Annotated in this window: 20 protein-coding genes; 10 read left to right on the top strand and 10 right to left on the bottom strand. The window is 64.2% G+C overall.

What is annotated here, in order from left to right:
* The first annotated feature begins 124 nt into the window (after window positions 1–124).
* The 5 genes from F3J43_RS08710 to groL all read left to right on the top strand — a co-directional run bounded on the left by F3J43_RS08710 (window position 125) and on the right by groL (window position 4778).
* Window positions 125–1132 (top strand): DUF481 domain-containing protein, encoded by a 1008-nt coding sequence (locus tag F3J43_RS08710; protein ID WP_166884800.1) that lies wholly within the window; start codon window positions 125–127, stop codon window positions 1130–1132.
* A 93-nt stretch (window positions 1133–1225) separates the two neighbouring features.
* Complete coding sequence (locus F3J43_RS08705; protein ID WP_166884797.1) at window positions 1226–1957, top strand: HugZ family pyridoxamine 5'-phosphate oxidase; 732 nt, start codon at window positions 1226–1228, stop codon at window positions 1955–1957.
* Between the two features lie 66 nt (window positions 1958–2023).
* On the top strand, window positions 2024–2485 hold the full coding sequence (locus F3J43_RS08700; protein WP_166884795.1) for an FxsA family protein: 462 nt from the start codon (window positions 2024–2026) through the stop codon (window positions 2483–2485).
* A 307-nt stretch (window positions 2486–2792) separates the two neighbouring features.
* A complete protein-coding gene (locus tag F3J43_RS08695; RefSeq protein ID WP_003260750.1) occupies window positions 2793–3086 on the top strand; it encodes a co-chaperone GroES in 294 nt (97 codons plus the stop codon).
* Window positions 3087–3134: 48 nt separating this feature from the next.
* Entirely contained in the window at window positions 3135–4778 is a 1644-nt protein-coding gene (gene groL / locus F3J43_RS08690; RefSeq protein ID WP_166884793.1) for a chaperonin GroEL, read from the top strand.
* Between the two features lie 104 nt (window positions 4779–4882).
* Here groL and F3J43_RS08685 read toward each other — a convergent pair whose 3' ends face one another.
* The gene (locus F3J43_RS08685) at window positions 4883–5611 is read right to left on the bottom strand and encodes a phosphatase PAP2 family protein (RefSeq protein WP_166884791.1); all 729 of its coding nucleotides are present in this window, start codon (window positions 5609–5611) and stop codon (window positions 4883–4885) included.
* 179 nt (window positions 5612–5790) lie between these two features.
* Here F3J43_RS08685 and colR point away from each other — a divergent pair, with 179 nt between their 5' ends.
* From colR to F3J43_RS08660, 5 genes are all read left to right on the top strand, one after another.
* A complete protein-coding gene (gene colR, locus F3J43_RS08680) occupies window positions 5791–6474 on the top strand; it encodes a two-component system response regulator ColR (protein ID WP_003255215.1) in 684 nt (227 codons plus the stop codon).
* Window positions 6464–7792 carry a sensor histidine kinase gene (locus tag F3J43_RS08675; protein WP_166884789.1) on the top strand — a complete coding sequence of 443 codons (1329 nt, stop codon included), beginning with the start codon at window positions 6464–6466 and terminating at the stop codon, window positions 7790–7792. Before colR ends, F3J43_RS08675 begins: the two co-directional genes overlap by 11 nt.
* Window positions 7793–7899: 107 nt before the next feature.
* Window positions 7900–8580 carry a class I SAM-dependent methyltransferase gene (locus F3J43_RS08670; protein WP_166884787.1) on the top strand — a complete coding sequence of 227 codons (681 nt, stop codon included), beginning with the start codon at window positions 7900–7902 and terminating at the stop codon, window positions 8578–8580.
* Between the two features lie 6 nt (window positions 8581–8586).
* A complete protein-coding gene (locus tag F3J43_RS08665) occupies window positions 8587–9285 on the top strand; it encodes a lipopolysaccharide kinase InaA family protein (protein WP_166884785.1) in 699 nt (232 codons plus the stop codon).
* Window positions 9285–9515 carry a hypothetical protein gene (locus tag F3J43_RS08660; RefSeq protein ID WP_166884783.1) on the top strand — a complete coding sequence of 77 codons (231 nt, stop codon included), beginning with the start codon at window positions 9285–9287 and terminating at the stop codon, window positions 9513–9515. Before F3J43_RS08665 ends, F3J43_RS08660 begins: the two co-directional genes overlap by 1 nt.
* A gap of 193 nt (window positions 9516–9708) precedes the next feature.
* Here the strand turns inward: F3J43_RS08660 and F3J43_RS08655 are convergent, their stop codons facing one another.
* The 9 genes from F3J43_RS08655 to F3J43_RS08615 all read right to left on the bottom strand — a co-directional run bounded on the left by F3J43_RS08655 (window position 9709) and on the right by F3J43_RS08615 (window position 22517).
* The gene (locus tag F3J43_RS08655) at window positions 9709–12762 is read right to left on the bottom strand and encodes a multidrug efflux RND transporter permease subunit (RefSeq protein WP_166884781.1); all 3054 of its coding nucleotides are present in this window, start codon (window positions 12760–12762) and stop codon (window positions 9709–9711) included.
* Between the two features lie 13 nt (window positions 12763–12775).
* Complete coding sequence (locus F3J43_RS08650; protein WP_166884778.1) at window positions 12776–13918, bottom strand: efflux RND transporter periplasmic adaptor subunit; 1143 nt, start codon at window positions 13916–13918, stop codon at window positions 12776–12778.
* A gap of 333 nt (window positions 13919–14251) precedes the next feature.
* Window positions 14252–15352: a DUF1513 domain-containing protein gene (locus F3J43_RS08645; RefSeq protein ID WP_205297720.1), complete on the bottom strand. Its 1101-nt coding sequence runs from the start codon at window positions 15350–15352 to the stop codon at window positions 14252–14254.
* Entirely contained in the window at window positions 15352–16416 is a 1065-nt protein-coding gene (locus F3J43_RS08640; protein WP_166884759.1) for an imelysin family protein, read from the bottom strand. Before F3J43_RS08640 ends, F3J43_RS08645 begins: the two co-directional genes overlap by 1 nt.
* A 19-nt stretch (window positions 16417–16435) precedes the next feature.
* The gene (locus F3J43_RS08635; protein ID WP_166884757.1) at window positions 16436–17857 is read right to left on the bottom strand and encodes a di-heme oxidoreductase family protein; all 1422 of its coding nucleotides are present in this window, start codon (window positions 17855–17857) and stop codon (window positions 16436–16438) included.
* A gap of 109 nt (window positions 17858–17966) precedes the next feature.
* On the bottom strand, window positions 17967–18353 hold the full coding sequence (locus F3J43_RS08630) for a hypothetical protein (RefSeq protein ID WP_166884755.1): 387 nt from the start codon (window positions 18351–18353) through the stop codon (window positions 17967–17969).
* Window positions 18354–18366: 13 nt separating this feature from the next.
* Window positions 18367–18849, bottom strand: a complete 483-nt coding sequence (locus F3J43_RS08625; RefSeq protein ID WP_166884753.1) for a hypothetical protein — start codon at window positions 18847–18849, stop codon at window positions 18367–18369.
* Window positions 18850–18985: 136 nt separating this feature from the next.
* Complete coding sequence (locus F3J43_RS08620) at window positions 18986–20317, bottom strand: imelysin family protein (protein ID WP_166884750.1); 1332 nt, start codon at window positions 20315–20317, stop codon at window positions 18986–18988.
* Between the two features lie 148 nt (window positions 20318–20465).
* Entirely contained in the window at window positions 20466–22517 is a 2052-nt protein-coding gene (locus F3J43_RS08615) for a putative bifunctional diguanylate cyclase/phosphodiesterase (RefSeq protein ID WP_166884748.1), read from the bottom strand.
* Between the last annotated feature and the right edge of the window lie 200 nt (window positions 22518–22717).

Here is a 22717-nt window from a genome sequence, read left to right as displayed (position 1 = left end):
GGACGGACGGTCGCGGCAAATGCGAGTGGAACTCATCGGCATGGGCTGGGTCTGTCCTTGCTCAGGTCGGAGGTATCTGGATAATGCCCGGCTTTTTTTATCAAATCGAACCCGTAGTACGTTTATGCATTCTAGAACCCTGTTGTGCCTGCTCGCCGCCTCCCTGTGCGCCCCGGCGTTTGCCGATACCGTCTGGATGAAGAACGGTGACCGCCTCAGTGGCAAGATCAAGGTCTTCGACGGTGGCAAGTTGCTGCTGGAAACCCCCTATGGCGGCTCCATCGCCCTGGACTGGAAACAGGTCAAGACCCTGGAGAGCGACCAGGAACTGCTGGTCAAGCAGGATGCCTACCATGGCGAGAAGGCCAAGTCGCTCAAGGCCGCCGAGCCGGGCAAGGTCACGTTGGCCAATGGCGAGGCGCCCCGGACCGTCGACCTGGCCAGTATCGAGCAGATCATGAAGCCGCGCCCGCTGGTCGAGGACTTCCTGTGGAAGGGCAACGTCGACCTGGCGCTGGACTACAAGCGCGCCGAAAGCGACAGCGACGATTACGACATCAGCTTCAAGACCAGCGCCCGCCATGGCCGCTGGCGGCACAATGCCCAGGGCGAGTACAACCGCGAGACCAAGAACGACGTCACCACCACCAACAACTGGCGTGCCGAGTACGCCCTGGACCGTTTCATCACCGAGCAATGGTTCTGGCAGGGGCGCCTGGAGTACAAGCGCGACCAGATCGAGGACCTGATGCGCCAGCGCACTGTCGGTACCGGCCCGGGCTACCAGTTCTGGGACGACGAGCTGGGCGCCTTCTCGCTGGGCTCGCTGGTCAACCGCACCGACTTCGAATACCGCGATGGCGGCAAGGACAACTTCTATGCCGGTGCGGTGAAGTGGGACTACACCCGCTACCTGCTGGGCAAGAAGGTGCAGTTCTTCACCAATGGCGAGTTCGGCAAGCCGTTCGGTGGCGTCGCCGACTACTCGCTGGATGCCGAGATGGGACTGCGCTACAAGGTCACCGAGTGGGCGTCGCTCAACCTCAAGGCCGAGAAGGATGTGATCAAGGGCACGCGCGACAGCGACCTGGACAAGACCCGCTATACCGCTGGCTTCGGCGTGACCTGGTAAGGCACCGGCGCGCAGGCGAGCGCGAGCATGTGGCGGTGGGCGGTGATAATGCTTATCTTGTCATCCTTCCAATCCGCCCCAGGAGCTCCGCCAGTGAGTACTTCCGCCCTGCGCCCCGCCCGGGAACTGCTGCTCAAGGAATTTCGCGGCGTCCTCTCGACCCTTTCCAAGTCCATGCCCGGTTTCCCCTTCGGTTCGGTGGTCCCGTATTGCCTGGATGCCGAAGGACATCCGCTGATCCTCATCAGCCGCATCGCCCAGCACACCCACAACCTGCAGAAAGACCCCAAGTGCTCGCTGCTGGTGGGCGAGCGCGATGCCGAGGATGTGCAGGCAGTGGGACGCCTGACGGTGATGGCCGAGGCGCGCAAGCTCACCGACCAGGCCGCCATCGACGCCGCTGCGGCGCGCTACTACCGCTACTTCCCCGAGTCGGCCAATTACCACAAGGCCCACGATTTCGACTTCTGGGTACTGCAGCCGGTACGCCACCGCTACATCGGCGGCTTCGGCGCGATCCACTGGCTCGACCAGGTCACCCTGGACAATCCCTTCGCTGGCGCGGCGGAGGCCAACATGATCGAGCACATGAACAGCGACCATGCCAACGCCATCGCCCACTATGTCGAACTCACCGGCCTGCCGCGCACGGCACCGGCCGAACTGGTCGGCATCGACAGCGAAGGCATGCACCTGCGTATTGGCCAGGGCATTCACTGGCTGGCCTTCCCAAGCGTTTGCAACACGCCGACACAAGTTCGCGAGGCCCTGGTCCTGCTGGCTCGCGCCGACCAATGGCCGGTTGCGGCGAAGGTCGAGGGTTGAAATGGCGGATGCACGCATCCATGTGAGGTCGTACAGGAAGATTCTCTTCCGACGAGGAATGCTTTGATGCGTGCTTTTCTATTGCTGTTTCTGATTTTTCCGGTGCTGGAGCTGTTCGTCTTCGTCAAGGTCAGCGCGGCCATCGGCTTCTTCCCGGCGCTGCTGCTGATCATTGCCGGCTCCGCCCTGGGTGTGCTGGTGATGCGCGTGGCCGGCCTGGCCACCGCCCTGCGTGCCCGTGAAAGCCTGCAACGCGGCGAGCTGCCGGCCGAAGACATGTTCCAGGGCCTGATGCTGGCCGTGGGTGGCGGCCTGCTGCTGCTGCCGGGCTTCATCAGCGATGTGCTGGGCCTGCTGTGCCTGTTGCCATTCACCCGCCGGCTGGTCGCCGGCAAGTTGCGTCGCCGGGCCGAGGAGCAGGCCATGCGCCAGCGTGCGTTCCAGGACGACCCGTTCCAGGCGCAGCCACGTGACGGCGGCCATCGCCCCAATGTGATCGAGGGCGAGTACGAGCGCCGCGACAAGTAGCGCCAATGGTTGATTGCCGGAGCGGGCTTGCCCTGCCAAGGGCCGTAGTGCAGGAGCAGTGCCTGCGCGGGCCTTGGCGCGGACCAGGCCCGTTCCCGCGATGAGGTTGTGAAAATTTTTCCTCATCAAGCCTTGTAATCATTTTTGTCGACCTCATGTATGTGGTCACCGCAAGGTTTCTGGTGGCGACACCAGACATGACACACGTGGTTCGCCTCGAGCGGGCCACTCCCGGCAACGCCGGACCGAATCAACCCGCCGGTGTCGATACCGGCCGATGAAAACCACAATTTGGGAGAGATCGACAATGAAGCTTCGTCCTCTGCATGACCGCGTCGTCATCCGTCGCAGCGAAGAAGAATCGAAAACCGCTGGCGGTATCGTTCTGCCGGGTTCGGCCGCTGAAAAACCGAACCGTGGCGAAGTCGTCGCCGTCGGCACCGGTCGCATCCTGGACAACGGCGAAGTGCGTGCGCTGGCCGTGAAAGTCGGTGACAAAGTGGTTTTCGGCCCTTACTCGGGCAGCAACACCGTGAAAGTCGATGGCGAAGACCTGCTGGTCATGGCCGAGAACGAAATCCTCGCCGTCATCGAAGGCTGATTTCCCCGACTTCCCGTTACTCCAAAGAATTCCAAGGATTAAACGATCATGGCTGCTAAAGACGTAAAATTCGGCGATTCCGCTCGTAAGAAAATGCTGGTTGGTGTCAACGTTCTGGCTGACGCTGTCAAAGCGACCCTCGGCCCGAAAGGCCGCAACGTGGTCCTGGCCAAGAGCTTCGGTGCGCCGACCATCACCAAGGACGGCGTTTCCGTCGCCAAAGAAATCGAGCTGAAAGACGCCTTCGAGAACATGGGCGCCCAGCTGGTCAAGGAAGTCGCTTCCAAGGCCAACGACGCTGCCGGTGACGGCACCACCACCGCCACCGTCCTGGCTCAGGCCATCGTCAACGAAGGCCTGAAGGCCGTCGCTGCCGGCATGAACCCGATGGACCTCAAGCGCGGTATCGACAAGGCCACCGCCGCCGTCGTCGCCGAGCTGAAGAACCTGTCCAAGCCATGCGCCGACTCCAAGGCCATCGCCCAGGTAGGTACCATCTCCGCCAACTCCGACAACTCCATCGGTGAAATCATCGCCGAAGCCATGGAAAAAGTCGGTAAAGAAGGCGTGATCACCGTTGAAGAAGGCTCGGGCCTGGAAAACGAACTGTCCGTCGTGGAAGGCATGCAGTTCGACCGTGGCTACCTGTCTCCGTACTTCGTCAACAAGCCGGACACCATGGTGGCCGAGCTGGAAGGCCCGCTGCTGCTGCTGGTCGACAAGAAGATCTCCAACATCCGCGAACTGCTGCCGGTGCTGGAAGCCGTTGCCAAGTCCGGCCGTCCGCTGCTGATCGTGGCTGAAGACGTCGAAGGCGAAGCCCTGGCTACCCTGGTCGTCAACAACATGCGTGGCATCGTCAAGGTCGCTGCGGTCAAGGCCCCAGGCTTCGGCGATCGTCGCAAGGCCATGCTGCAGGACATCGCCGTCCTGACCGGCGGCCAGGTCATCTCCGAAGAAATCGGCCTGACCCTGGAAACCACCACCCTGGAGCACCTGGGTAACGCCAAGCGCGTCATCCTCTCCAAGGAAAACACCACCATCATCGACGGCGCTGGCGTTGACGCCGACATCGAAGCACGCGTCAAGCAGATCCGTGCCCAGATCGAAGAGACTTCCTCGGACTACGACCGTGAGAAGCTGCAAGAGCGCCTGGCCAAGCTGGCTGGCGGTGTTGCCGTGATCAAGGTCGGTGCCGGTACCGAAGTCGAGATGAAAGAGAAGAAAGCCCGCGTTGAAGACGCCCTGCACGCGACCCGCGCAGCCGTCGAAGAAGGCGTGGTGCCTGGCGGTGGTGTTGCCCTGGTACGTGCCCTGGCAGCCATTGCCAACCTCAAGGGCGACAACGAAGACCAGAACGTCGGTATCGCCCTGCTGCGTCGCGCTGTCGAAGCCCCGCTGCGCCAGATCACTGCCAACGCCGGCGACGAGCCAAGCGTTGTCGCTGACAAGGTCAAGCAAGGTTCCGGCAACTACGGCTACAACGCCGCTACCGGCGAATACGGCGACATGATCGAGATGGGTATCCTGGACCCAGCCAAGGTCACTCGTTCGGCCCTGCAAGCCGCAGCTTCGATCGGCGGTCTGATGATCACCACCGAAGCCATGGTTGCCGACCTGCCGGAAGACAAGCCGGCTGCTGGCGGCATGCCAGACATGGGCGGCATGGGTGGCATGGGCGGCATGATGTAAGCCAGCCTTACTCCCTGCCCCATGAAAAAGCCCCGGCTCGCGAGAGCCGGGGCTTTTTCGTTGGTCTTGCCGGTGTCGCCAATGGGCCGCGGCACAGCGGCGTTTCAGGCGACGCTGCGCTCGATGGGCGACGCCTGGGCCATTCCTTTGCGGTACAGCACCAGGTAGTACGATCCCAGCCCGATCAGCCAGCAGAACACGGCTGTCCACACGTTGTGCGACAAGAAGTGCGCCCCTTGCATCATCCGCCCCAGCGACAGTATCGCGCCGGCCAGGAAGGCCACCGCCAGTGCCACGCGGGCCAGGCGCGGGCGACGGTCGCGCAGGACGAAGAACAGGGCGAACAGGCAGAAACCGGTGGCGGCATGGCCTCCCGGCCAGCACAGCCCAGGCTTGTCGGTGGCCGGACGGGGCTCGAGCAGCTTGCTGTAGGTCTCCTTGCCGCCGAACTGGGTCAGGCTCCAGGGGCACTGCACCTGGGTGACCTTCTTCAGCGGTGTGACGAAGGCGGTCGACAGGCTCAGTGCCAGTACCAGGCAGCCCAGTTCGCGACGCCAGCTGAACAGGCGTTGCCAGAAGAAACTGGCGATGAACGCAGCCACGGCGATCAGGCTCAGCAGGATCACTCCCTGCTTGACCCGGTCATGCAGGATGGTTTCCAGCAGGTAGCTATGCCGGCCGATGAACTGGCCGGCCGCCGGGTCGAAGAACAGGGTGGCCAGGTCCATGTCCAGCGAAGTCCACTCGAGCAGCAACAGGGCGATGACGGTGGCGAAGGGAATGCCCAGGTACAGCCACAGGTTGAGCGGGCGAGGGCGGGTGGTTTCCTGCATGACGGCTCCAGAGCACGGAAAAAGACCGGGCATTGTCGGGTGCCCGCTATCCTGTGTCCGTGAAGGATCAGTGAAAAATCTGTCAAGTTCGGTGATTTTCCCTCAGGGCTGGCACACAGCCGGCGTAGGCCGTAAGCTGCGCCTGCCGCGCCGAGCGAAGCGCCGCACAGGAGACCCCGATGCGCATTCTTTTGGTTGAAGACAACCGCGATATCCTGGCCAACCTGGCCGACTACCTGGGCATGAAGGGCTATACGGTGGACTGCGCCCAGGATGGGCTGTCCGGCCTGCACCTGGCCGCCACCGAACACTATGACCTGATCGTGCTCGACATCATGCTGCCGGGCATCGATGGCTACACGCTGTGCAAGCGCCTGCGCGAGGACGCTCGCCGCGACACGCCGGTGATCATGCTCACCGCCCGCGACCAGTTGGACGATCGCCTGCAGGGCTTCCGCTCCGGTGCCGACGACTACCTGCTCAAGCCGTTTGCCCTCTCGGAACTGGCCGCGCGCATCGAGGCGGTGCTGCGCCGGGCCCAGGGCGGCGGGCGGCGGACCTTGCAGGTCGCCGACCTGAGCTATGACCTCGACACCCTCGAGGTCACTCGCCAGGGGCGCCTGCTCAAGCTCAACCCCGTGGGCCTCAAGCTGCTCGCCGTACTGATGCAGAAGAGCCCGCACGTGCTGCGCCGTGAAGTGCTGGAAGAGGCGCTGTGGGGCGATGACTGCCCGGACAGCGACAGCCTGCGCAGCCATGTCCACCAGTTGCGCCAGGTGATCGACAAGCCGTTCGAAAAGCCCCTGCTGCATACCGTCCATGGCGTCGGCTATCGCCTCGCCGAGGGTCGCGATGGAGTTTAAGCAGAGCCTTGCCCAGCGCATCATCATCGCCTTTGCCTTGATGAGCGCGCTGGTGGCCGGGGCCTTCGCCTTCGGTATCGTCGCCACCGTCCACCTGGTCGAGGAGCGCTTGATTTCATCGGTGCTCGGCGGTGACCTGCAGCGCCTGCTGCGCATGGACAGCATCAGTGACTGGAGCCACCGGCCACGCCCGGACCAGTTGTTCTATTTCAGCGGCGGGCGTGACGATTTCGAATTGCCCAAGGACCTGCGCCACCTGAACGCAGGCTTCCACGAAGTGTTCCGCGACCAGCTCTCGTACCATGCCATGGTCGAGATCGTCGACGGCCGTCGCTATGTGCTGCTGCAGGACCAGAGCGACTTCGAAGAGCGTGAGCGCGTGCTGTTCGCCGTGGTGGTGGTGGGCTTCGTGCTCAGCCTGGCGCTGGCGGTGATCCTTGGCTGGTTGCTGGCGCGCCGGGTGATGGCGCCGGTGATCCGCCTGGCGCGCCAGGTTCGCCATCGTGACCAGTTGCTGGGGCTGGCGCCGCCGTTGGCGCCGGACTATGCGGCGGACGAGGTCGGCCAACTGGCGGTGGCGTTCGACGATACCCTCGGGCGTCTGCGTGACGCGTTGACCCGCGAGCGCCTGTTCACCAGCGACGTCAGCCATGAGCTGCGTACCCCGCTGATGGTGTTGGCGACCTCCTGCGAGCTGTTGATGGAAAACCCCAACCTCGACACCCGTGCGCGCAGCCAGGTCGAGCGCATCGCGCGGGCTACCGAAGAGATGCGTGAGCTGGTCAAGACCTTCCTCATGCTTGCCCGGGCTCAGCGCGACGAAGGCGCGGTGGCCTCCCGGGCGACCCTGGCGGAAGTGGCCGACGACCTCACCGGGGTGTGGCGCGACACCATCGAGCAGAAGGGCCTGGCGTTGCATTTCGAGGGCCGGGGCAATGCCAGTGCCGTGTTGTACAACGCCACCTTCCTGCAATCGGTGATGGGCAATCTGTTGCGCAACGCGGCGCACTACACCGACAGCGGTTACATTCGTCTGACCCTGGAAGCCACCGGCTTCAGCGTGGAGGACAGCGGCGTGGGGATTCCGGAGGAACAGCGCGAGGCCATGTTCCGGCCATTCGTGCGGGGCGACGAGCGTCGCGGCGAAGGCCTGGGCCTGGGCCTGTCGCTGGTGCAGCGGATCTGCGACGACCAGGGCTGGCGCGTGACGCTGACCACATCCGAGCCCCATGGCTGCCGGTTCCAGGTGGACCTGAGCCAGGGCAAGACGATCGATGTGGACAGAGACGGTGGCGAACGGGCGGCGATCTCCGATTAACTTCTTGTAACATCTGCGCTTTGGGCTGACGGAATTTTCACATCGGCATGACCTGCCGCCAACGCCTGCCTGACTAAGGTTCGCTCACCGCAGTCAGGAGGTGCCCAATGCGCAGCCCCATCAAACTCGCCTTTTCCGAGAAGTATGACCGGGACCATGCCCGTGAATATTTCCTCAAGCACCAGGATGGCCTGGCCCGTCGTCTTTCCCATCATCGCGACGAGCAACTGGCCCGGCGTGCCCTGGCCTTGGCGGGCGACCCGGGGCTGGTGCTCGATCTGCCTTGCGGCGCGGGCCGGTTCTGGCCGTTGCTGACGGAAAAAACCAATCGCATGATCATCGGCGCCGACAATTCCGCCGCGATGATCGAGACAGCCTGTGCGGCACAACCGCCAGAAGTGGTGGCGCAGGTACGGCCCTTGCAGACTTCGGCGTTCGCCATTGATTTGCCTGATAACGCCGTGGACAGTATTTTCTGCATGCGTCTGTTCCACCACATTGGCAATCCCGCGCATCGAGAGACTATTCTTTCGGAGTTTCATAGGGTTAGCCGTGACAGCGTGATCCTGTCGCTGTGGGTGGACGGTAATTTCAAGGCGTGGCGGCGCAAGAAGCTCGAGGTGCGGCGCACAGCCAAGGTCGAGCAGGACAGCTACCAGAACCGTTTTGTGTTACCGGCGGCAACAGTTGAAGAAGAGTTCGTCTCGGCCGGCTTCAGAATCGAGGAACGTCTAGACTTCCTGCCGTTCTATGCCATGTGGCGAGTCTATGTATTGCGTAAAAGGTAGAGATTGATGGCGGTAGCCGAGAAAGAGTCCAGGCAGTTCGATTATTACTGGCAGCAACAGGGAGAGTGGGTCGAGGAGCCGAACCAGCGTCGCGGTGGCGAGAGCGGGGTGCAGCGGCTGTACGACGAGCGTGGCCAGATGCTCTACGCCAAGCGCCAGGTCGGCCATATCTACCGCAGCCTGTTGCATCCCTTCGGCCGCCCGACGGTGCTGCGTGAACTCGACGCGCTGAACAGCTTCACCCAGCTTGGTGTACGCGTGCCGCGCCTGGTCTATGCCGGCACCGAACGCAGCGCCGACAATCAGTGGCGGGCCTTGCTGGTGAGCGAATCACTCGATGGTTTCGTCGACCTCGACACCTGGCATGCCGAAGGCGCCGAGACCCGCTATCCCGAGGTGGTGCACGAACGCATGCTCAAGGACCTGGCCGACAACCTGGCGCGCATGCACCTGGGCCACTGGCAGCATGGTTGCCTGTACGGCAAGCATGTCTTCGTCAAGGTCAGCGGCGAGGGTGAGCAGGCACGGGTCGAGGTGGCTTTGCTGGACCTGGAGAAGTGCCGTCGCCGCTTCAGTTGCCAGCGTGCCGCGTCCAACGACCTGCGCCAACTGCGCCGCCATTCGTCGTTGAGTGAGGCGCACTGGAAAACTCTGCTCTACTTTTACCACATGGCGTTTGGCAGCGTTGTCAAAGGGTTAGAGTAATGAAACTAGAAATCGCTCGAGCTTTGTTCTTCGTTGGCGCCCTGGGCGTGACCACGGCAGCCGTGGCTGCCTGGGAGCAACCGCGGCCGACGGTGTTCAGCAAGGCCGAGCAGGGTGGATTGTGTCCGTTGCCGCGGATGGCCAAGCCTGGGCATCTCAAGGCTGAGCCTGACCATGATCTGCTGTTGTTCCTGTTCGGGATGAGACAGGGACTGCGACCGTTCGGCTGAGGTCGGATACCGACGGTCGATCCTCAGGGCCCAATCGCTGGCAGACCGGCGATTGGGCCCTGATCGTTTGCGCATCACTGTCGCGCTAGCGGCGGCGCAGGCGCCATCGTCAGGGTGTCGACGAATGCTCCATCGCGCACGCGAGCGTGCTGCTGCAGTCCGCCACTGCCGATCACCGCGTGCTGGCCAGTGCTCAGGCGGTTGGCTGGCGCGTCGTCTCGCCGGGCTGCCGCTTGTGCGCCAGCAAGGTGTAGACACAGGGCAGCACGAACAAGGTGAAGAGGGTGCCGATCGACATGCCGGTGGCGATCACCGTGCCGATGTCGAATCGGCTGACCGCGCCCGCGCCACTGGCGAGGATCAGCGGCACCATGCCGAAGACCATGGCCGCGGTGGTCATCAGCACCGGGCGCAGGCGGATGGCGGCGGCCTGTTCGATGGCATCGCGTACCTCGAGGCCCTTGTCCTCGCGCAACTGGTTGGCGAACTCGACGATGAGGATCCCGTGCTTGGTGATCAAGCCGATCAGCGTGACCAACCCGACCTGGGTATAGATGTTCATGCTCGATACCCCGAGGAACAGCGGCAGCAGGGCCCCGCAGATGGACAGCGGCACGGTCACCAGGATCACCAGCGGATCGCGGAAGCTCTCGAACTGCGCCGCCAGCACCAGGAAGATGATCGCCAGCGCCAGGCCGAAGGTCACCCACAACGCGCTGCCTTCCTGGACGAACTGCCGCGCCGCGCCGGCATAGTCGACCGAGAAGCCTTCCGGCGCCTCTTCGCGGGCGATGGCGCGCACGGTGTCCAGGGCTTCGCCCATGCTCACCAGTGGGAAGCCCTGGATGATCGCCGAGTTCAGTTGCTGGAACTGGTTGAGCTGGCGTGGGCGGGCACGGTCGCTGAGGCTGATCAGGGTCGACAGTGGCAGCAGTTGGCCCTGGTCGTTCTTCACGTAGTAGTTGTTCAGCCAGCCGGGGCTGGCCCGGTAGGCTCGTTCGACCTGGGCGATCACCTTGTAGCTGCGTCCTTCGAGGGTGAAGCGGTTGATCTCCGCCTCGCCCAGCAGGGTCGCCAGGGTGCCGCCGAGGGTATCCATCGATACGCCCATCTGCGCGGCCTTGGCTCGATCGATGTCGATCACCACTTCGGGCTTGTCGAAGGCCAGGTCGATGTCGAGGAAGGCGAACTTGCCCGAGGCCTGGGCGCGCTGCTTGATGCGCTGGGCCACGTCGAGCAGGGCGGGATAGTCGCCGGCGCTGTTGATCACGAACTGGAACGGCAGGCCCTCACCGGTGCCAGGCAGTGCCGGCAGGTTGAAACCGAAGATTTGCAGGCCACCGATCTGCGCGAGCTTGGCCTGGACCAGTGGCAGCAGCTGCATCTGGGTGCGCTGGCGCTGGTCCCAGGGTTTGAGCAGGAAGCCACCGATGCCGCTCTGCACACCGTTGAAACCGTTGATCTGGAACGACGAGTAATACTCGGGGAAGGTCTTGAACAGCGGGGTGAACGCGTCGGTATAGGCGTTGAGGTAGTCGAGGTTGGCGGTCTGCGGCGAGGTGCTCATCATGAAGATCACCCCCTGGTCCTCGTCCGGGGCCAGTTCGTTGCGGGTGAACATCAGCAGCACCGGGATCAGGCACAGGATCAGCACGGCGAAAACCAGCACCACCGGGCGACTGTCGAGGGTGGCGTGGAGCAGGCGCTGGTAGCGCACCTTGAGGCGCTCGAACAACTGGTCCAGGCGATGGGCCAGTCCACTGGGGTTCTGCTCGCGACGCAGCAGCAGGGCGCACATCATCGGCGACAGGGTGAGCGCGATGATGCCGGAGATGACCACCGCGCCCGCCAGGGTCAGGGCGAACTCCTTGAACAGTGCGCCGGTCAGCCCGGTCAGGAAGCCGATGGGGGCGTACACCGCAGCCAGGGTGATGGTCATCGATACCACTGGCAGGGCAATCTCCCGGGCACCCTCGAGCGCCGCCTCGAAGGGGGACTTGCCCTCCTCGATATGGCGATGGATGTTCTCCACCACGACGATGGCGTCGTCGACCACCAGGCCGATGGCCAGCACCATCGCCAGCAACGTCAGCAGGTTCAGCGAGTAGCCCATCAGGTGCATGAAGAACAGCACGCCGATCATCGACAGCGGGATGGTCACCACCGGAATGACCACCGAGCGCAGTGCACCGAGGAACAGGAACACCACCACGATGACGATCAGCACCGCTTCGCCAAGGGTCTTGATCACCTCGTTGATCGAGGCCTGGATGAACAGCGTGGCATCGTAGGCAATCGAGACCTTGAGGCTGGACGGCAGCTCCTGCTCTAGCTGCGGCATGAGCTTGCGCACTTCCTTGATCACTTGCAGCGGGTTGGCTGCCGGGGTGGCCTTGATGCCGATGTACACCGACGGCGTGCCATCGAAGGAACTGACCGTGTCGTAGTTCTCCGCGCCCATCTCGATACGCGCCACGTCGCCCAGCAGCACCCGGCTGTCGCCGACCGTCTTGAGCGGCAGGGCGGCGAACGCCTCGGCCGATTTCAGCTCGGTGTTGGCGTTGACGCTGGTGACCACGTACTCGCCTTTCACCTCGCCAGCGGCGGAGAGGAAGTTGTAGTGGCGCACGGCGTTGGTCACGTCCACCGCCGACAGGCCGAAGCCGGCCAGTTTCACCGGATCGATCCAGATGCGCATGGCGAACACCTGGTTGCCGAGGATTTGCGCCTCGGCCATGCCGGGCAGTGTCGCCAGTTTGGGCTGGATCACCCGCGACAGGTAGTCGGTGATCTGCGGGTTGCTCATCTGCTGGCTGTAGAAGCTGATGTACATCAGTGCCGAGGCGTCGGCGGCCTCCTTGCTCAGCACCGGATCCTCGGCGTCCTGGGGCAGCTTGTTGCGCACTTCGTTGGCCTTGGCCAGCAATTGGGTGAACAGGCGGTCGGTGTCGGCGCCGACGCGCGCGTAGACCGAGATCACCGAGAAGTTCTGCCGGCTCACCGAGGTCATATAGTCGATGCCGTCGGCGCTGGCCAGGCTCTGTTGCAGGGGCTGGGTGATGTAGCCCTGGATGGTCTCGGCGTTGGCCCCGGGGTAGGCGGTGGTCACCGTGATCAGCGCGTTCTCCATCTGCGGGTACTGGCGGATCTGCAATTTGCTCCAGGCCTGCAGGCCAAGCAGCAGGATCAGCAGGCTGACCACGCAGGCCAGTACCGGGCGGCGGATGAACGGGTCGGTGAACGCCATGCCGGCCTCCTGCTCAGTCGGCGCCCTGCGCGCCGGGCTTGAGGACGTTATCGGGACTGATGCGCACGCTGGTTCCAGGGGTCAGCTTGAGCTGGCCGGCGGTCACCACCTGGTCGCCGGCCTGCAGGCCCTTGTCGATCACCACCCAACCGTCGCGGCGTTCGCCGGTTTGCACGGGACGTTGTTCGGCGACCAGTTGTGGCTGGCCGTCGACGTTCGGCAGCGGCTGGCCGTCCTCGCCCTTTTTCGGACTGATCAGGTACACCGAATTGCCGTACAGGGTGTAGGTGATGGCGTTTTCCGGCACCACCACCTGTGCACGTGGGTCGGGCAACAGCACCTGGAGGCTGGCGAACATGCCTGGCAGCAGCTTGCCGTCGGGGTTGGCGAGGGTGGCGCGGACCAGCAGGTTGCGGGTGCTTTCCTCCACTTTCGGGTTGATCGCGCTGAGGCTGGCCGGGAAAGTCTGGCCGGGGTAGGCGGCCACCTGCACCAGGACCTGCTGGCCGAGGGCCAGGTGTGGCAGTGCCTGCTCGGGCACGTTGAAATCGACGTAGAGGCTGGAGAGGTCCTGCAAGGTGGCGATTACCGTGCCGGCGGCGACATAGGCACCGACATCCACCTGACGGATGCCGATGGTGCCGCTGAACGGGGCGCTGATGCTCTTTTTCGCCAGTGAGGCCTTGAGCTGCTCGACCACCGCCTGGTTGCGCCGGTACTGGGCAGTGAGGCGGTCGAACTCGCCGCGGGAGATCGCCGAGTCGCCGACCAGTTGGCTGCCACGGCCGAAATCGACCTTGGCCAGGCCGAGGTCGGCCTGGGCGGTGCCGAGCAGGGCGATTTCCTGGTCGCTGTCCAGTTGCAGCAACAACTGGCCAGCCTTGACCGCCTGGCCGGACTCGAAATGCAGCGACTTGACCGTGCCCGCCACCTCCAGGCTCAGCTCCACGCCCTGGTAGGCCTTGAGACTGCCGACCGCCGGCAGGCGCTCCTGCCACTGGCGCAGTTCGGCCTGGGCCATGGCCACGCTCACCGGCGGCTTGGGCTGGGAGAACATCTGCACCTGCTGGTAGATGGAGAAAGCCTTGACGCCCCCCAGGATCAGCACGATCAGCAGGACGACGGCCAACATGAGCAGCATGCGGCGGCGCAACATGGTCCGGTTCCCTGGCGGCGAGTTTTTCGGGCACGACCACGGGCGATCCGGCCCACGTGCAATGGAGGAAAGTATTGTCGGTTTTTGCGAAAAGGGGAGGAGGCATTATCGCGGGGCAAGCCCGCTCCCACGCAATCTCACTGCTGCCAGGCGTGGGAGCGGGCTTGCCCCGCGCTAGGGTCTGTACGAAAAGCCTTGATACTTGTTCATGCTGCGTTGAAAACAGCCTCGGAATGCTCATGTACTCCAGTACACTCCGCTTCCTCGGCTGTTTTCGCCTTGCCTGACCTGCGTCTCAAGACTTTTCGTACAGACCCTAGTGCTTGCTGCCGCTCAGGCCAGGTGCAGGTGGTTGTCCCAGAACCCGGACGGCAGGTTCATCGGCTGGCCGATCAGCTCTGTCTTGCGGCAATCGTAGAACCGGCAACGTCCCTGCCCGGAGGTGACGACGAAACCGTCCTGCACCGCGCCGACCCCGGCGCAGTCGGGCATCGGCGCGTCGAGCTTCACCGCACCGCTGTCCAGGTCCCAGATGAACAGCCGGTTGGCCCGCGGCGCGGTCAGCGCCACCAGCCGCAGGTCGCTGTGGATGGCGACGCTGGCGGTGTACTGGGCCATCGACTGCAACTGCCGTTCCGGCACCGGGAAGGCCCTGAACGGTTCGCCCGGGCGCTTGATCGCCAGCAGCTCGGCGGTCTCCTCGGCGCCGCCCATGAACTGCTGGCAGGCGGCGATGGTGCCATCGCTGCCGACCGCCAGGTGACGCACGCTGTTCATCTGCTGGGCCAGGGTCTCCTTGCTCAGCAGGGTGCCGTCGCGGCGCATCAGCACCAGGCTCGGTTCCATGGCGTCGAGGTTCATCTCGACCCGGCTCTCGGCCTCGGTACGAATGCCGCCGTTGGCCACCACCAGTGTCTCGCCGTCAGGCAGCCAGGCCAGTTCATGGGGGCCGATGCCGTGGGTCGGGATCTCGCCGCTGTGCACTAGGCGTTCGCCGTCGAAGCGGTAGACGCCGAGCACGCCGCGGCCCGGATCGGTGGTGTCGTTCTCGGTGGCATACAGCCACTCGCCGTCCTTGTGGATCACCGCGTGGCCGTAGAAGTGCCGGCCAGGTTGCGAGGCGATGGTCTGCAGCAGGCGTCCGTCGCGCAGGTCGATCAGGTAGCTCTCGGTACCGGGACGACGGGCGACGAACAGGGCGATGGGCCGCTCGGGGTGGTTGATGATCGCGTGGCAACGCTGGGCCACCTGGGTGCTGAACACCTCGGTGCCATCCAGGCGGAACCCGACGGCGTAATGCCTGCCGTCGCCATCATCACGCGCCGAGAGCAGCAAGGGTTCGCCGCCTTTGTTGCGCAACAGGCTCCAGCCGCCCAGGGTCAGGGCGCTGAGCAGGACGCTACCGAGTTTCAGGGCCTGGCGTCGCAGCATCATCAGTCACCGTCGTTGGCATTGAAGCCCAGCTGGATGTTCAACGCCTTGGCCAGTTCGCCTTCGTGCAGGCGGTGGACACTGTTGAGGGCGTCGTAGATCTGGTTCAGGGTCTGCTGGCCAGGCTCGTCGGCGAGCAATTCGCCGAGGGTCTTCTGGTTGCCGGCCAGCAGCTTGAGAGCGTTGGCGTAGGCATCGTCGATCTTCTGCGCCAGCGGCGCCTGGTCCTTGCCCAGCAGGCCGCGCAGGCCCTGGTTGTCGACCCCGAGCCAGACTGCTTCGGCGGCCTTGAGCGAGGCCTCCAGGCTCTTGAGCGAGGAATGGCTGCGCCAGGCCTCCGCCTGCAGCGGCTGCGCGATGCCCTTGCTCTGGCGGCCCATCGGCGCGCCGAGTTTCTTCTTCAGGGTGTCGAGGCCGGTGACCTGGGCACGCAGCAGGTCGGCGATCGCCTCGTGCGAGTCGGCGTAGCGTTGGTTGGGGAACTTGGTCATCTGCGACAGCATGCCGTCGGTGCTGTTCCAGTTCTTGAGGATTTCCTCGGCCAGGTTCTTCTGGTGTTCGCCGATGGCTACCAGCAGCGGGCAGTAGCGGGCCTTCTGCTCGGCGCTGGCGATGTCGGGCTTGCTGTCGAACAGGATGTACTCGTAGGCCGACAGGCCGCGCACCACGACACTGGCCTTGCCCAGCGACTCGGCGTCCACCGGTTTGTCGGCGCCTACCAGCTGCTCGACCTGGCGACCGACCAGGTTCTTCTTGTCTGGCCAGAACTGTACTTGCCAGGCGCGGTTGCCCTCGGCCAGCGGGCCGACCAGCAGCGGCTGCAGCTCGGCCCAGGCCTTTTGCGCGTTGAGGAAGTCGGCGCGGGCGGTGTCCAGGCTCTCCTTGCCTTCGCAATAGGCCAGGGCGCTGGCGGCCAGTTGGCGGTCGGCCTCGACCCAGCGACTGTAGGTCGGCAGGATCACCTGCTTGGCGATGGCGGCCGAGGTCACGGCCTGCGGATCCTGCGGCGAGCAGGCGCCGAGGGCGAGGGCGGCGAGGCTGGTGAACAACAGTTTGGGTCGGAACATGCCCGGCTCCTTGTACGTTTTAAAGAGAATTCAGGAAGGCCAGCAGCGCGGCGCGCTGCTCGGCGTTGAACGTCAGTACGCGGTCGCGCGCCGCCTGGGCTTCGCCGCCGTGCCAGAGCACGGCCTCGAGCAGGTTGCGGGCGCGGCCGTCATGCAGGAACTGGCTGTGGCCGCTGACGGTTTCGCTCAGGCCGATGCCCCACAGTGGCGGGGTGCGCCAGTCCTGGCCGCTGGCGTTGAACTCGCTGCGGTTGTCGGCCAGCCCCGGACCCATGTCGTGCAGCAGCAGGTCGCTGTAGGGGCGGATCAGCTGGTTGGCCAGCTCTGGCTCGTGGCTGTCGGCGCCGGTGGTGAACTGCGGGATGTGGCAGCCCTGGCAGCCGGCCTGGTGGAACAGGGTCTTGCCGGCCAGCACCTGGGGCGCGTCAACGGCGCGACGTGCTGGCACGCCGAGGTTGCGGGTGTAGAAGGTGACCAGGCGCAGGATGTTGTCGCTGACCTCCTTCTCGCCGCCCTGGCCATCGCCGTTGGGCGCGGCCAGGCAGTCGAGCTGCGCCGGGGTGCAGTCATCCTTGGGCAGCAGGGTGGTGGTCAGGCCCATGTCGCCGGAGAAGGCGTGCACGTTCTGCTGGTTGACGTTGGGCTGGCCGGCCTTCCAGCCGAAGCGGCCGACCACGGCCTTGCCCTGGGCATCGTCCCAGACTCGGTTGGCCCGGCCACGAATGCCGTCGCCGTTGCGGTCGTGGGGATCTTCGTTGGCGAGGATGGCCGCCTCGGGAATGGCCTCGAGCAGGCCCAGGCCGATCATCGGCGGGGCGACCCTGGCGGAGAAACGGGTGTCAGGGTGCATCGGGCCGTAGCCGAGCTGGGTGATCTGCAGCGTCGGGCGGCGCAGTTCGACCTGGTGACCGTCGTTGAAAGTGACGCTGTGCAGGTCGTAGCTCACCCGCACCTTGCCCTCAGGGCGCACGCCAGGGATGGCCATGTCCTGCAACTGCGTGCCGTAGACCGGCTCGGGGACCACGCCGAGACGTTCGATCTCGCGGGCATAGGCGGGCTGGTCGGGGAGCGACAGGCGTACCAGCATCGACACCGCGTTGCTGGCGTCGGGTTCGGGTGGATGACCGCGGCCGTCGCGCACGTGGCAGTTCTGGCAGGCATTGGTGTTGAACAGCGGGCCAAGGCCGTCGCGGGCCGTGGTGGTGGACGGTGCGATTACCCAGGGGCTGCGGAAGAAGCTGTTGCCCACGGCGAAGTCCAGGCGCCGCTCGGGGGAGAGATTGGCCGAGGGCAGCGAGTAGGCATTGCGGTCGCTGCGCTGCACGGTCGCCTGGCCACCGGAGAGGGCTTCGCCGGGCTCGGCCTGGGTGAAACGCGGGGCGTCGTCACAGGCAACGAGGGCGAGGGCCAGCAGCAGTGGGCTTAGGCGAAGCACGGGCATCGAGGATCCTGGGCATGGGCGAAAAACCGGCGTGCAAGCTTAGCAGGCCCAGGATCATTGAATAAGAGCAATTTGCGTTTGCTCGATGAAATCGACTTCGCCGTCCCCATCAGGCCATGAGTAGTCTGAATTGACGATTGACCAGGCTTACGATCAGGTTCTTGTTGCCTCCGCCGCGGTTATCACCGGGAACCTCGATGACTTCTTCGCTGGCGTACTCCATGGTGGAGGCGGCGAGATACTTGATAGCGTTCTCGTGTGCAGGTTGCCAGTAGTCCTGGAACATCCAGATGTTGCTCTCAGCTGCAGGTCCGAGGATCAGTCGCAAAGCTTTGTTGTTTTCACCCGAGCGCCCAATCCATGGGACTGCGAGGGCGCCGTTCCAGGAGTGCTGGGCACCGATGGCCAGACTCTGGCTGCGGTTCTCTCCGTCGACCAGGGTCAGGGTATAGGGCGTGTTGTTGGCGATGGAGCGCAAGTAAGTGACGCTGGCCATTTGGCGATTCCTTTCAAAGTGAGATTTTGGGGCGTGTCAATGGATGAGTGGGAGCACGGTAGACATAGGCCGCGAGCAAGGTGATTTCATTGAAGGGAGGTTCCAATTGCTCTGGCAGAAAACGCCCTTCTGGATACAGGCCTTGTGAGAAGGCAACGGATTCGAACAGTCGCCGGTCGGTTTCGTTAGGGTCATACAAGTAGATCTTTCCTGGTCGGGCGACCACCCGACACATTTCCTCTGCCACATGCAGGGTGATCGGTGCGCCCATGAGGGTGACATGGGGGACCGAGTGGTCGTCGATGGGGAAGTCTGGTGCGTCGTATTCGTAGACGAGGATCAGGTTGGGGATCGTCTGGCCGGCAAAAGCGCCATTGGATATGCGTTGACCGGCCTTGTTGAGGTTGTAGGCGGCAACAAAGCCAGTAATGAGTGGGGTGCCGCTCACGTGCTGGACTACTCGTCCCTCGCCCCAGACATCCAGAATTTGCAGCATTGAGAGCCTCGCTCGGTCGTTCTGTAATGATCGAAGCGTGAGCGAAAAGCTTGGGTGCGGGCAGCGGGAAGCGTTGTCCCTGAGCCTGAAACGAAAACGCCCGGCACTTGGCCGGGCGTGGTGCGTGGACGACGGATCAGAACTCGTGATCGGCGGTATCCGGGTTCAGGTTGGCGATGCCCAGCTTGGCTGCGGCCTGTTCGATGGCGCCGGTTTGCTTGACCAGCGCGGCGATGGCGTCGCGCACGATCTGGTTGCCGGCGGGATTGTCGGCGGCGATCAGTTGGTCGTAGTGCTCGCCCTTGAGCGCGTGGTCGACCATCACCTGGATCTTGGCCTCGGTGGCCTCCAGGTCGGCCTTGAGGGTGGCGTCGGTGGCCGGGTCGATCTTGGCCACCAGCGACGACAGGCTCGGGCCGCTCAGCTTGCTGCCGTCGGTACGGGTGTATTCGCCCAGGTAGACGTTGCGGATGCCCTTGGCATCATAGAAGTGCGAGTAGTGGGTGTTGTCGCTGAAGCAGTCCTGCTCGTCTTCCGGCGAGTTGGCCTCCAGCGAGACCTTCATGCGCTCGCCGGCCAGCTCGCCCAGCGACAGGCTGCCCATGCCGAACAGCATCTTGCGCAGGCCATCGTTGGCCGGCTCGGCCTCGAGGCTGGCGCGGTAGTTGTCGGCGACGTTCGGCGCCCAGTTGCCGACCATCTCCTCGAGGTCCTTGACCAGCAGCTCGGTGACGGCCTTGAGGTAGGTGCGGCGGCGATCGTTGTGGCCACCGGTGGCGCCCTTGCCTTCGAGGTAGTCGGAGGCCGGACGGTTGCCCGCGCCAGGGCCGGTGCCGTTGAGATCCTGGCCCCAGAGCAGGAATTCGATGGCGTGGTAGCCGGTGGCGACGTTGGCCTCGGAGCCACCCAGCTCGTTCAGGCTGGCGAGTTTCTCGGGGGTGATGTCCTTGACGTCGATCTTCTCCTCGCCCACCTGGATCTCGGTGTTGGCGATGATGTTGGCGCTGGCTGCCGGGTTGCCCAGGGCGTGCTCGTAGCTCTTGTCGACATAGTCGATCAGGCCTTCGTCCAGCGGCCAGGAGTTCACCTGGCCTTCCCAGTCGTCGATGATGGTGTTGCCGAAGCGGAACGCCTCGCTCTGCAGGTACGGTACGCGCGCGGCGACCCAGGCGTCCTTGGCCGCTTGCAGCGTCTGGTCGTTGGGGTTGGCGAGGAAGGCGTCGATGCTGCTCTGCAACTGCTTGGCGGTGCTCAGCGCGTCGCTGTACACGGCATGGACCATCTCGGCGTAATGCTTGACCACGGCCTTGCCGGCCGCTTCGTCGACAGCCCCCGGCGCCGTGGCGCTGGCGGCGGCAGGTGCCTGGGCTTGCGGAGCGGCAGCCTTGCCGTCCTTGCCTTCGCCGCAACCGGCGAGGGCGATGGCGATGGCCAGCAGACTGGCGGAGGCCAGAGGCATTCGAATCATTGTTGGTTTCCTGCGTCGTGTGGGAGGACCGTGCGCAGCGGCACGCGAAACCGAGACATCATGCGAAAGATTTGCATTTGCTGTAAAGAGGCGGGCGCGCATTTCATGTAAACGCCCGTTTGCGCTGCATCGTCAAGGCTGGCGGGGGTTACAGCACGGAAACCTGGTTGCGTTGCGCCTGCTTGAGGAAGTGGGTCAGCTCGCGCGCCGACAGCGGCTTGCTGTAGTGGTAGCCCTGACCTTCGTGGCAGCCCTGGGCGATGATGTAGCTCTCCTGCTCGGCGGTCTCCACGCCTTCGGCGATGACCTGCATGCCCAGGCTCTTGCCCAGCTGGATGATGGCGCGAACGATGGTGGCATCGTCGTCGTCGTCGAGCAGGTCCTGGACGAAGCTCTTGTCGATCTTGATCTTGTCCAGGGGCAGCGACTTCAGGTAGCTAAGTGACGAGTAGCCGGTGCCGAAGTCGTCGATGGCGATCAGTGCGCCGGAGCGACGCAGGCTCAGCAGATGCTGGGCGGCGGTGCTGATGTCTTCCATCAGGCCGGTCTCGGTGACCTCCAGTTCGAGGCTGCGTGGCGGCAGGCGGTAGGCCTGCAGCAGGTTGTTGACCACCCGTGGCAGTTCGTTGTGGTGCAGTTGCACGGTGGACAGGTTGACCGCCATGCGCAGTTCGCCGAAGCCCAGGTCGTGCCATTCGCGCAACTGGCGGCAGGCCTGGTCGAGTACCCATTCACCGATGGCGATGATGTTGCCGTTCTGCTCGGCCAGCGGGATGAACTGGTCCGGCGGGACCATGCCCAGCTCCGGGTGCTGCCAGCGCAGCAATGCCTCGACGCCCACCACGCGGTGATCGCGGTAGCTGATCTGTGGCTGGTAGACCAGGTACAGCTGGTTGCGCGGCAGCGCTTCGCGCAGGTCTTTCTCCAGCTCGCGGCGGCGGCGCATCTCGCTGTCGACGCTGGCGATATAGAACTGGTAGCGGTTGCGCGAGCGGGCCTTGGCCAGGGTCATGGTCTGCTCGGCCTTCTGCAGCAGCTTCTCGGTGCTGTCGCCGTCCTCGGGGAACAGGGTGATGCCGATGGTGGCGCGCAGGCGGATCTGCTGATGGTCGAGGTCGAAGGGGGCCTCGAGGTCGTCGAGAATGCTCTGGGCCAGCTCGGCGGCTTCATAGGGCTGCTCGATGTTGGCCTGGACCAGGGCGAACTGGTCGCCGCCCAGTCGGGCCAGGGCGCCGAGGCGTCCGCTGTGGGCGCGCAGGCGGTCGGCCAGGGCCAGCAGCAACTGGTCGCCGACCTGGTAGCTGAACTGCTCGTTGATGCCCTTGAAGTCGTCCAGACCCACGCACAGCACCGCCACCCGGCGCTGCAGGCGACCACCGTCGACGAGGATCTTGTCCAGTTGCTGCTGCAGTTGCTGGCGATTGGGCAGGCCGGTGAGGAAGTCGTACTGGGCCATGCGCTGCAGACTGTTTTCCGCCTCGTGGCGCAGATGGGTGTTGCGCTCGATGGAGGCCAGCAACTGGTTGGCGGTGTTGACCCAGATGCCCAGTTCGTTGCGTTCATGGCCCTTGAGCAGCGGGATCTGGTGCTGGCTGGGGCGATCGGGGTTGATCTGGGTGAGATGCTCGATGATCTTCGACAGTGGCTTGGTCAGCAGCCAGTGATAGACCAGGTACAGCACCAGGCCCATGGCCAGGGCCCGCAGCACGCCGGAAATGAAGATGATCACCGCGTTGACCAGGAAGCCCTCGCCGTAGGCCGAGGTGTCCAGGGTGATGCTCAGGTCGCCGTAGTATTCGCTGTAGGGGCCGCGGCCGACCAGTTGCGTGGTGTAGGTGCGCTCCTGGCCGAGGATCAGGTCGGTGAGCCAGCGCATGGACATGTCCTGCAACGGGCGGGACTTTTCGGCCAGCATGGTTTCGTTGGGGTGGCCGATGGAGGCCATGCGCACGGAGTTGTCCTGGAACAGGCCTTCCATGACCTGCATGCCCATTTCCCGGTCAAGGCTGTACACCGCCTGGGTGGATGGGTCGCGGAACATGTCGAGGATGCGCTGGGCATCGTGGTTCACGGCCTGGCGGGTCTTGTAGGCGTCGTAGACGATCTGCGCGCAACTGAGGACGACGCCGACCGCGAGCGCCGAAAGCAGCACGACCCTGAGCAACTTGACCGACAAGCTGTTCCGAAATTCCAGCTTCAAATGGGGGTTCCTTAATCCATGCGCATGCCATTATTTTGCCATCAACCTTGGCGACAAACTATCGACCTGTCGCCGTGGCAGGCGTACCCGTCGACGGATTGGCCCCTGGCTATATATCGGTCGAGCGGACATGCGACTTGAGTGCGCTGCATCAACTTTCCAGCATCTTGATGTTAGCGCGCTATACGGGCTGAGCAAGC

The organism is Pantoea sp. Cy-639, from assembly GCF_011752525.1.
Lineage (GTDB): Bacteria > Pseudomonadota > Gammaproteobacteria > Pseudomonadales > Pseudomonadaceae > Aquipseudomonas.
Note: the sequence above shows the minus strand (reverse complement) of the source record. Positions and strands in the feature narration are given on the sequence as shown.

Bases quoted from the DNA above. Each gene is read 5' to 3' on its own strand.
- F3J43_RS08710 (WP_166884800.1), top strand. From the start codon at position 125: ATGCATTCTAGAACCCTGTTGTGCCTGCTCGCCGCCTCCCTGTGCGCC.
- F3J43_RS08700 (WP_166884795.1), top strand. From the start codon at position 2,024: ATGCGTGCTTTTCTATTGCTGTTTCTGATTTTTCCGGTGCTGGAGCTG.
- F3J43_RS08695 (WP_003260750.1), top strand. From the start codon at position 2,793: ATGAAGCTTCGTCCTCTGCATGACCGCGTCGTCATCCGTCGCAGCGAA.
- groL (WP_166884793.1), top strand. From the start codon at position 3,135: ATGGCTGCTAAAGACGTAAAATTCGGCGATTCCGCTCGTAAGAAAATG.
- F3J43_RS08685 (WP_166884791.1), bottom strand. From the start codon at position 5,611: ATGCAGGAAACCACCCGCCCTCGCCCGCTCAACCTGTGGCTGTACCTG.
- colR (WP_003255215.1), top strand. From the start codon at position 5,791: ATGCGCATTCTTTTGGTTGAAGACAACCGCGATATCCTGGCCAACCTG.
- F3J43_RS08675 (WP_166884789.1), top strand. From the start codon at position 6,464: ATGGAGTTTAAGCAGAGCCTTGCCCAGCGCATCATCATCGCCTTTGCC.
- F3J43_RS08670 (WP_166884787.1), top strand. From the start codon at position 7,900: ATGCGCAGCCCCATCAAACTCGCCTTTTCCGAGAAGTATGACCGGGAC.
- F3J43_RS08665 (WP_166884785.1), top strand. From the start codon at position 8,587: ATGGCGGTAGCCGAGAAAGAGTCCAGGCAGTTCGATTATTACTGGCAG.
- F3J43_RS08660 (WP_166884783.1), top strand. From the start codon at position 9,285: ATGAAACTAGAAATCGCTCGAGCTTTGTTCTTCGTTGGCGCCCTGGGC.
- F3J43_RS08655 (WP_166884781.1), bottom strand. From the start codon at position 12,762: ATGGCGTTCACCGACCCGTTCATCCGCCGCCCGGTACTGGCCTGCGTG.
- F3J43_RS08650 (WP_166884778.1), bottom strand. From the start codon at position 13,918: ATGTTGCGCCGCCGCATGCTGCTCATGTTGGCCGTCGTCCTGCTGATC.
- F3J43_RS08645 (WP_205297720.1), bottom strand. From the start codon at position 15,352: ATGATGCTGCGACGCCAGGCCCTGAAACTCGGTAGCGTCCTGCTCAGC.
- F3J43_RS08640 (WP_166884759.1), bottom strand. From the start codon at position 16,416: ATGTTCCGACCCAAACTGTTGTTCACCAGCCTCGCCGCCCTCGCCCTC.
- F3J43_RS08635 (WP_166884757.1), bottom strand. From the start codon at position 17,857: ATGCCCGTGCTTCGCCTAAGCCCACTGCTGCTGGCCCTCGCCCTCGTT.
- F3J43_RS08630 (WP_166884755.1), bottom strand. From the start codon at position 18,353: ATGGCCAGCGTCACTTACTTGCGCTCCATCGCCAACAACACGCCCTAT.
- F3J43_RS08625 (WP_166884753.1), bottom strand. From the start codon at position 18,849: ATGCTGCAAATTCTGGATGTCTGGGGCGAGGGACGAGTAGTCCAGCAC.
- F3J43_RS08620 (WP_166884750.1), bottom strand. From the start codon at position 20,317: ATGATTCGAATGCCTCTGGCCTCCGCCAGTCTGCTGGCCATCGCCATC.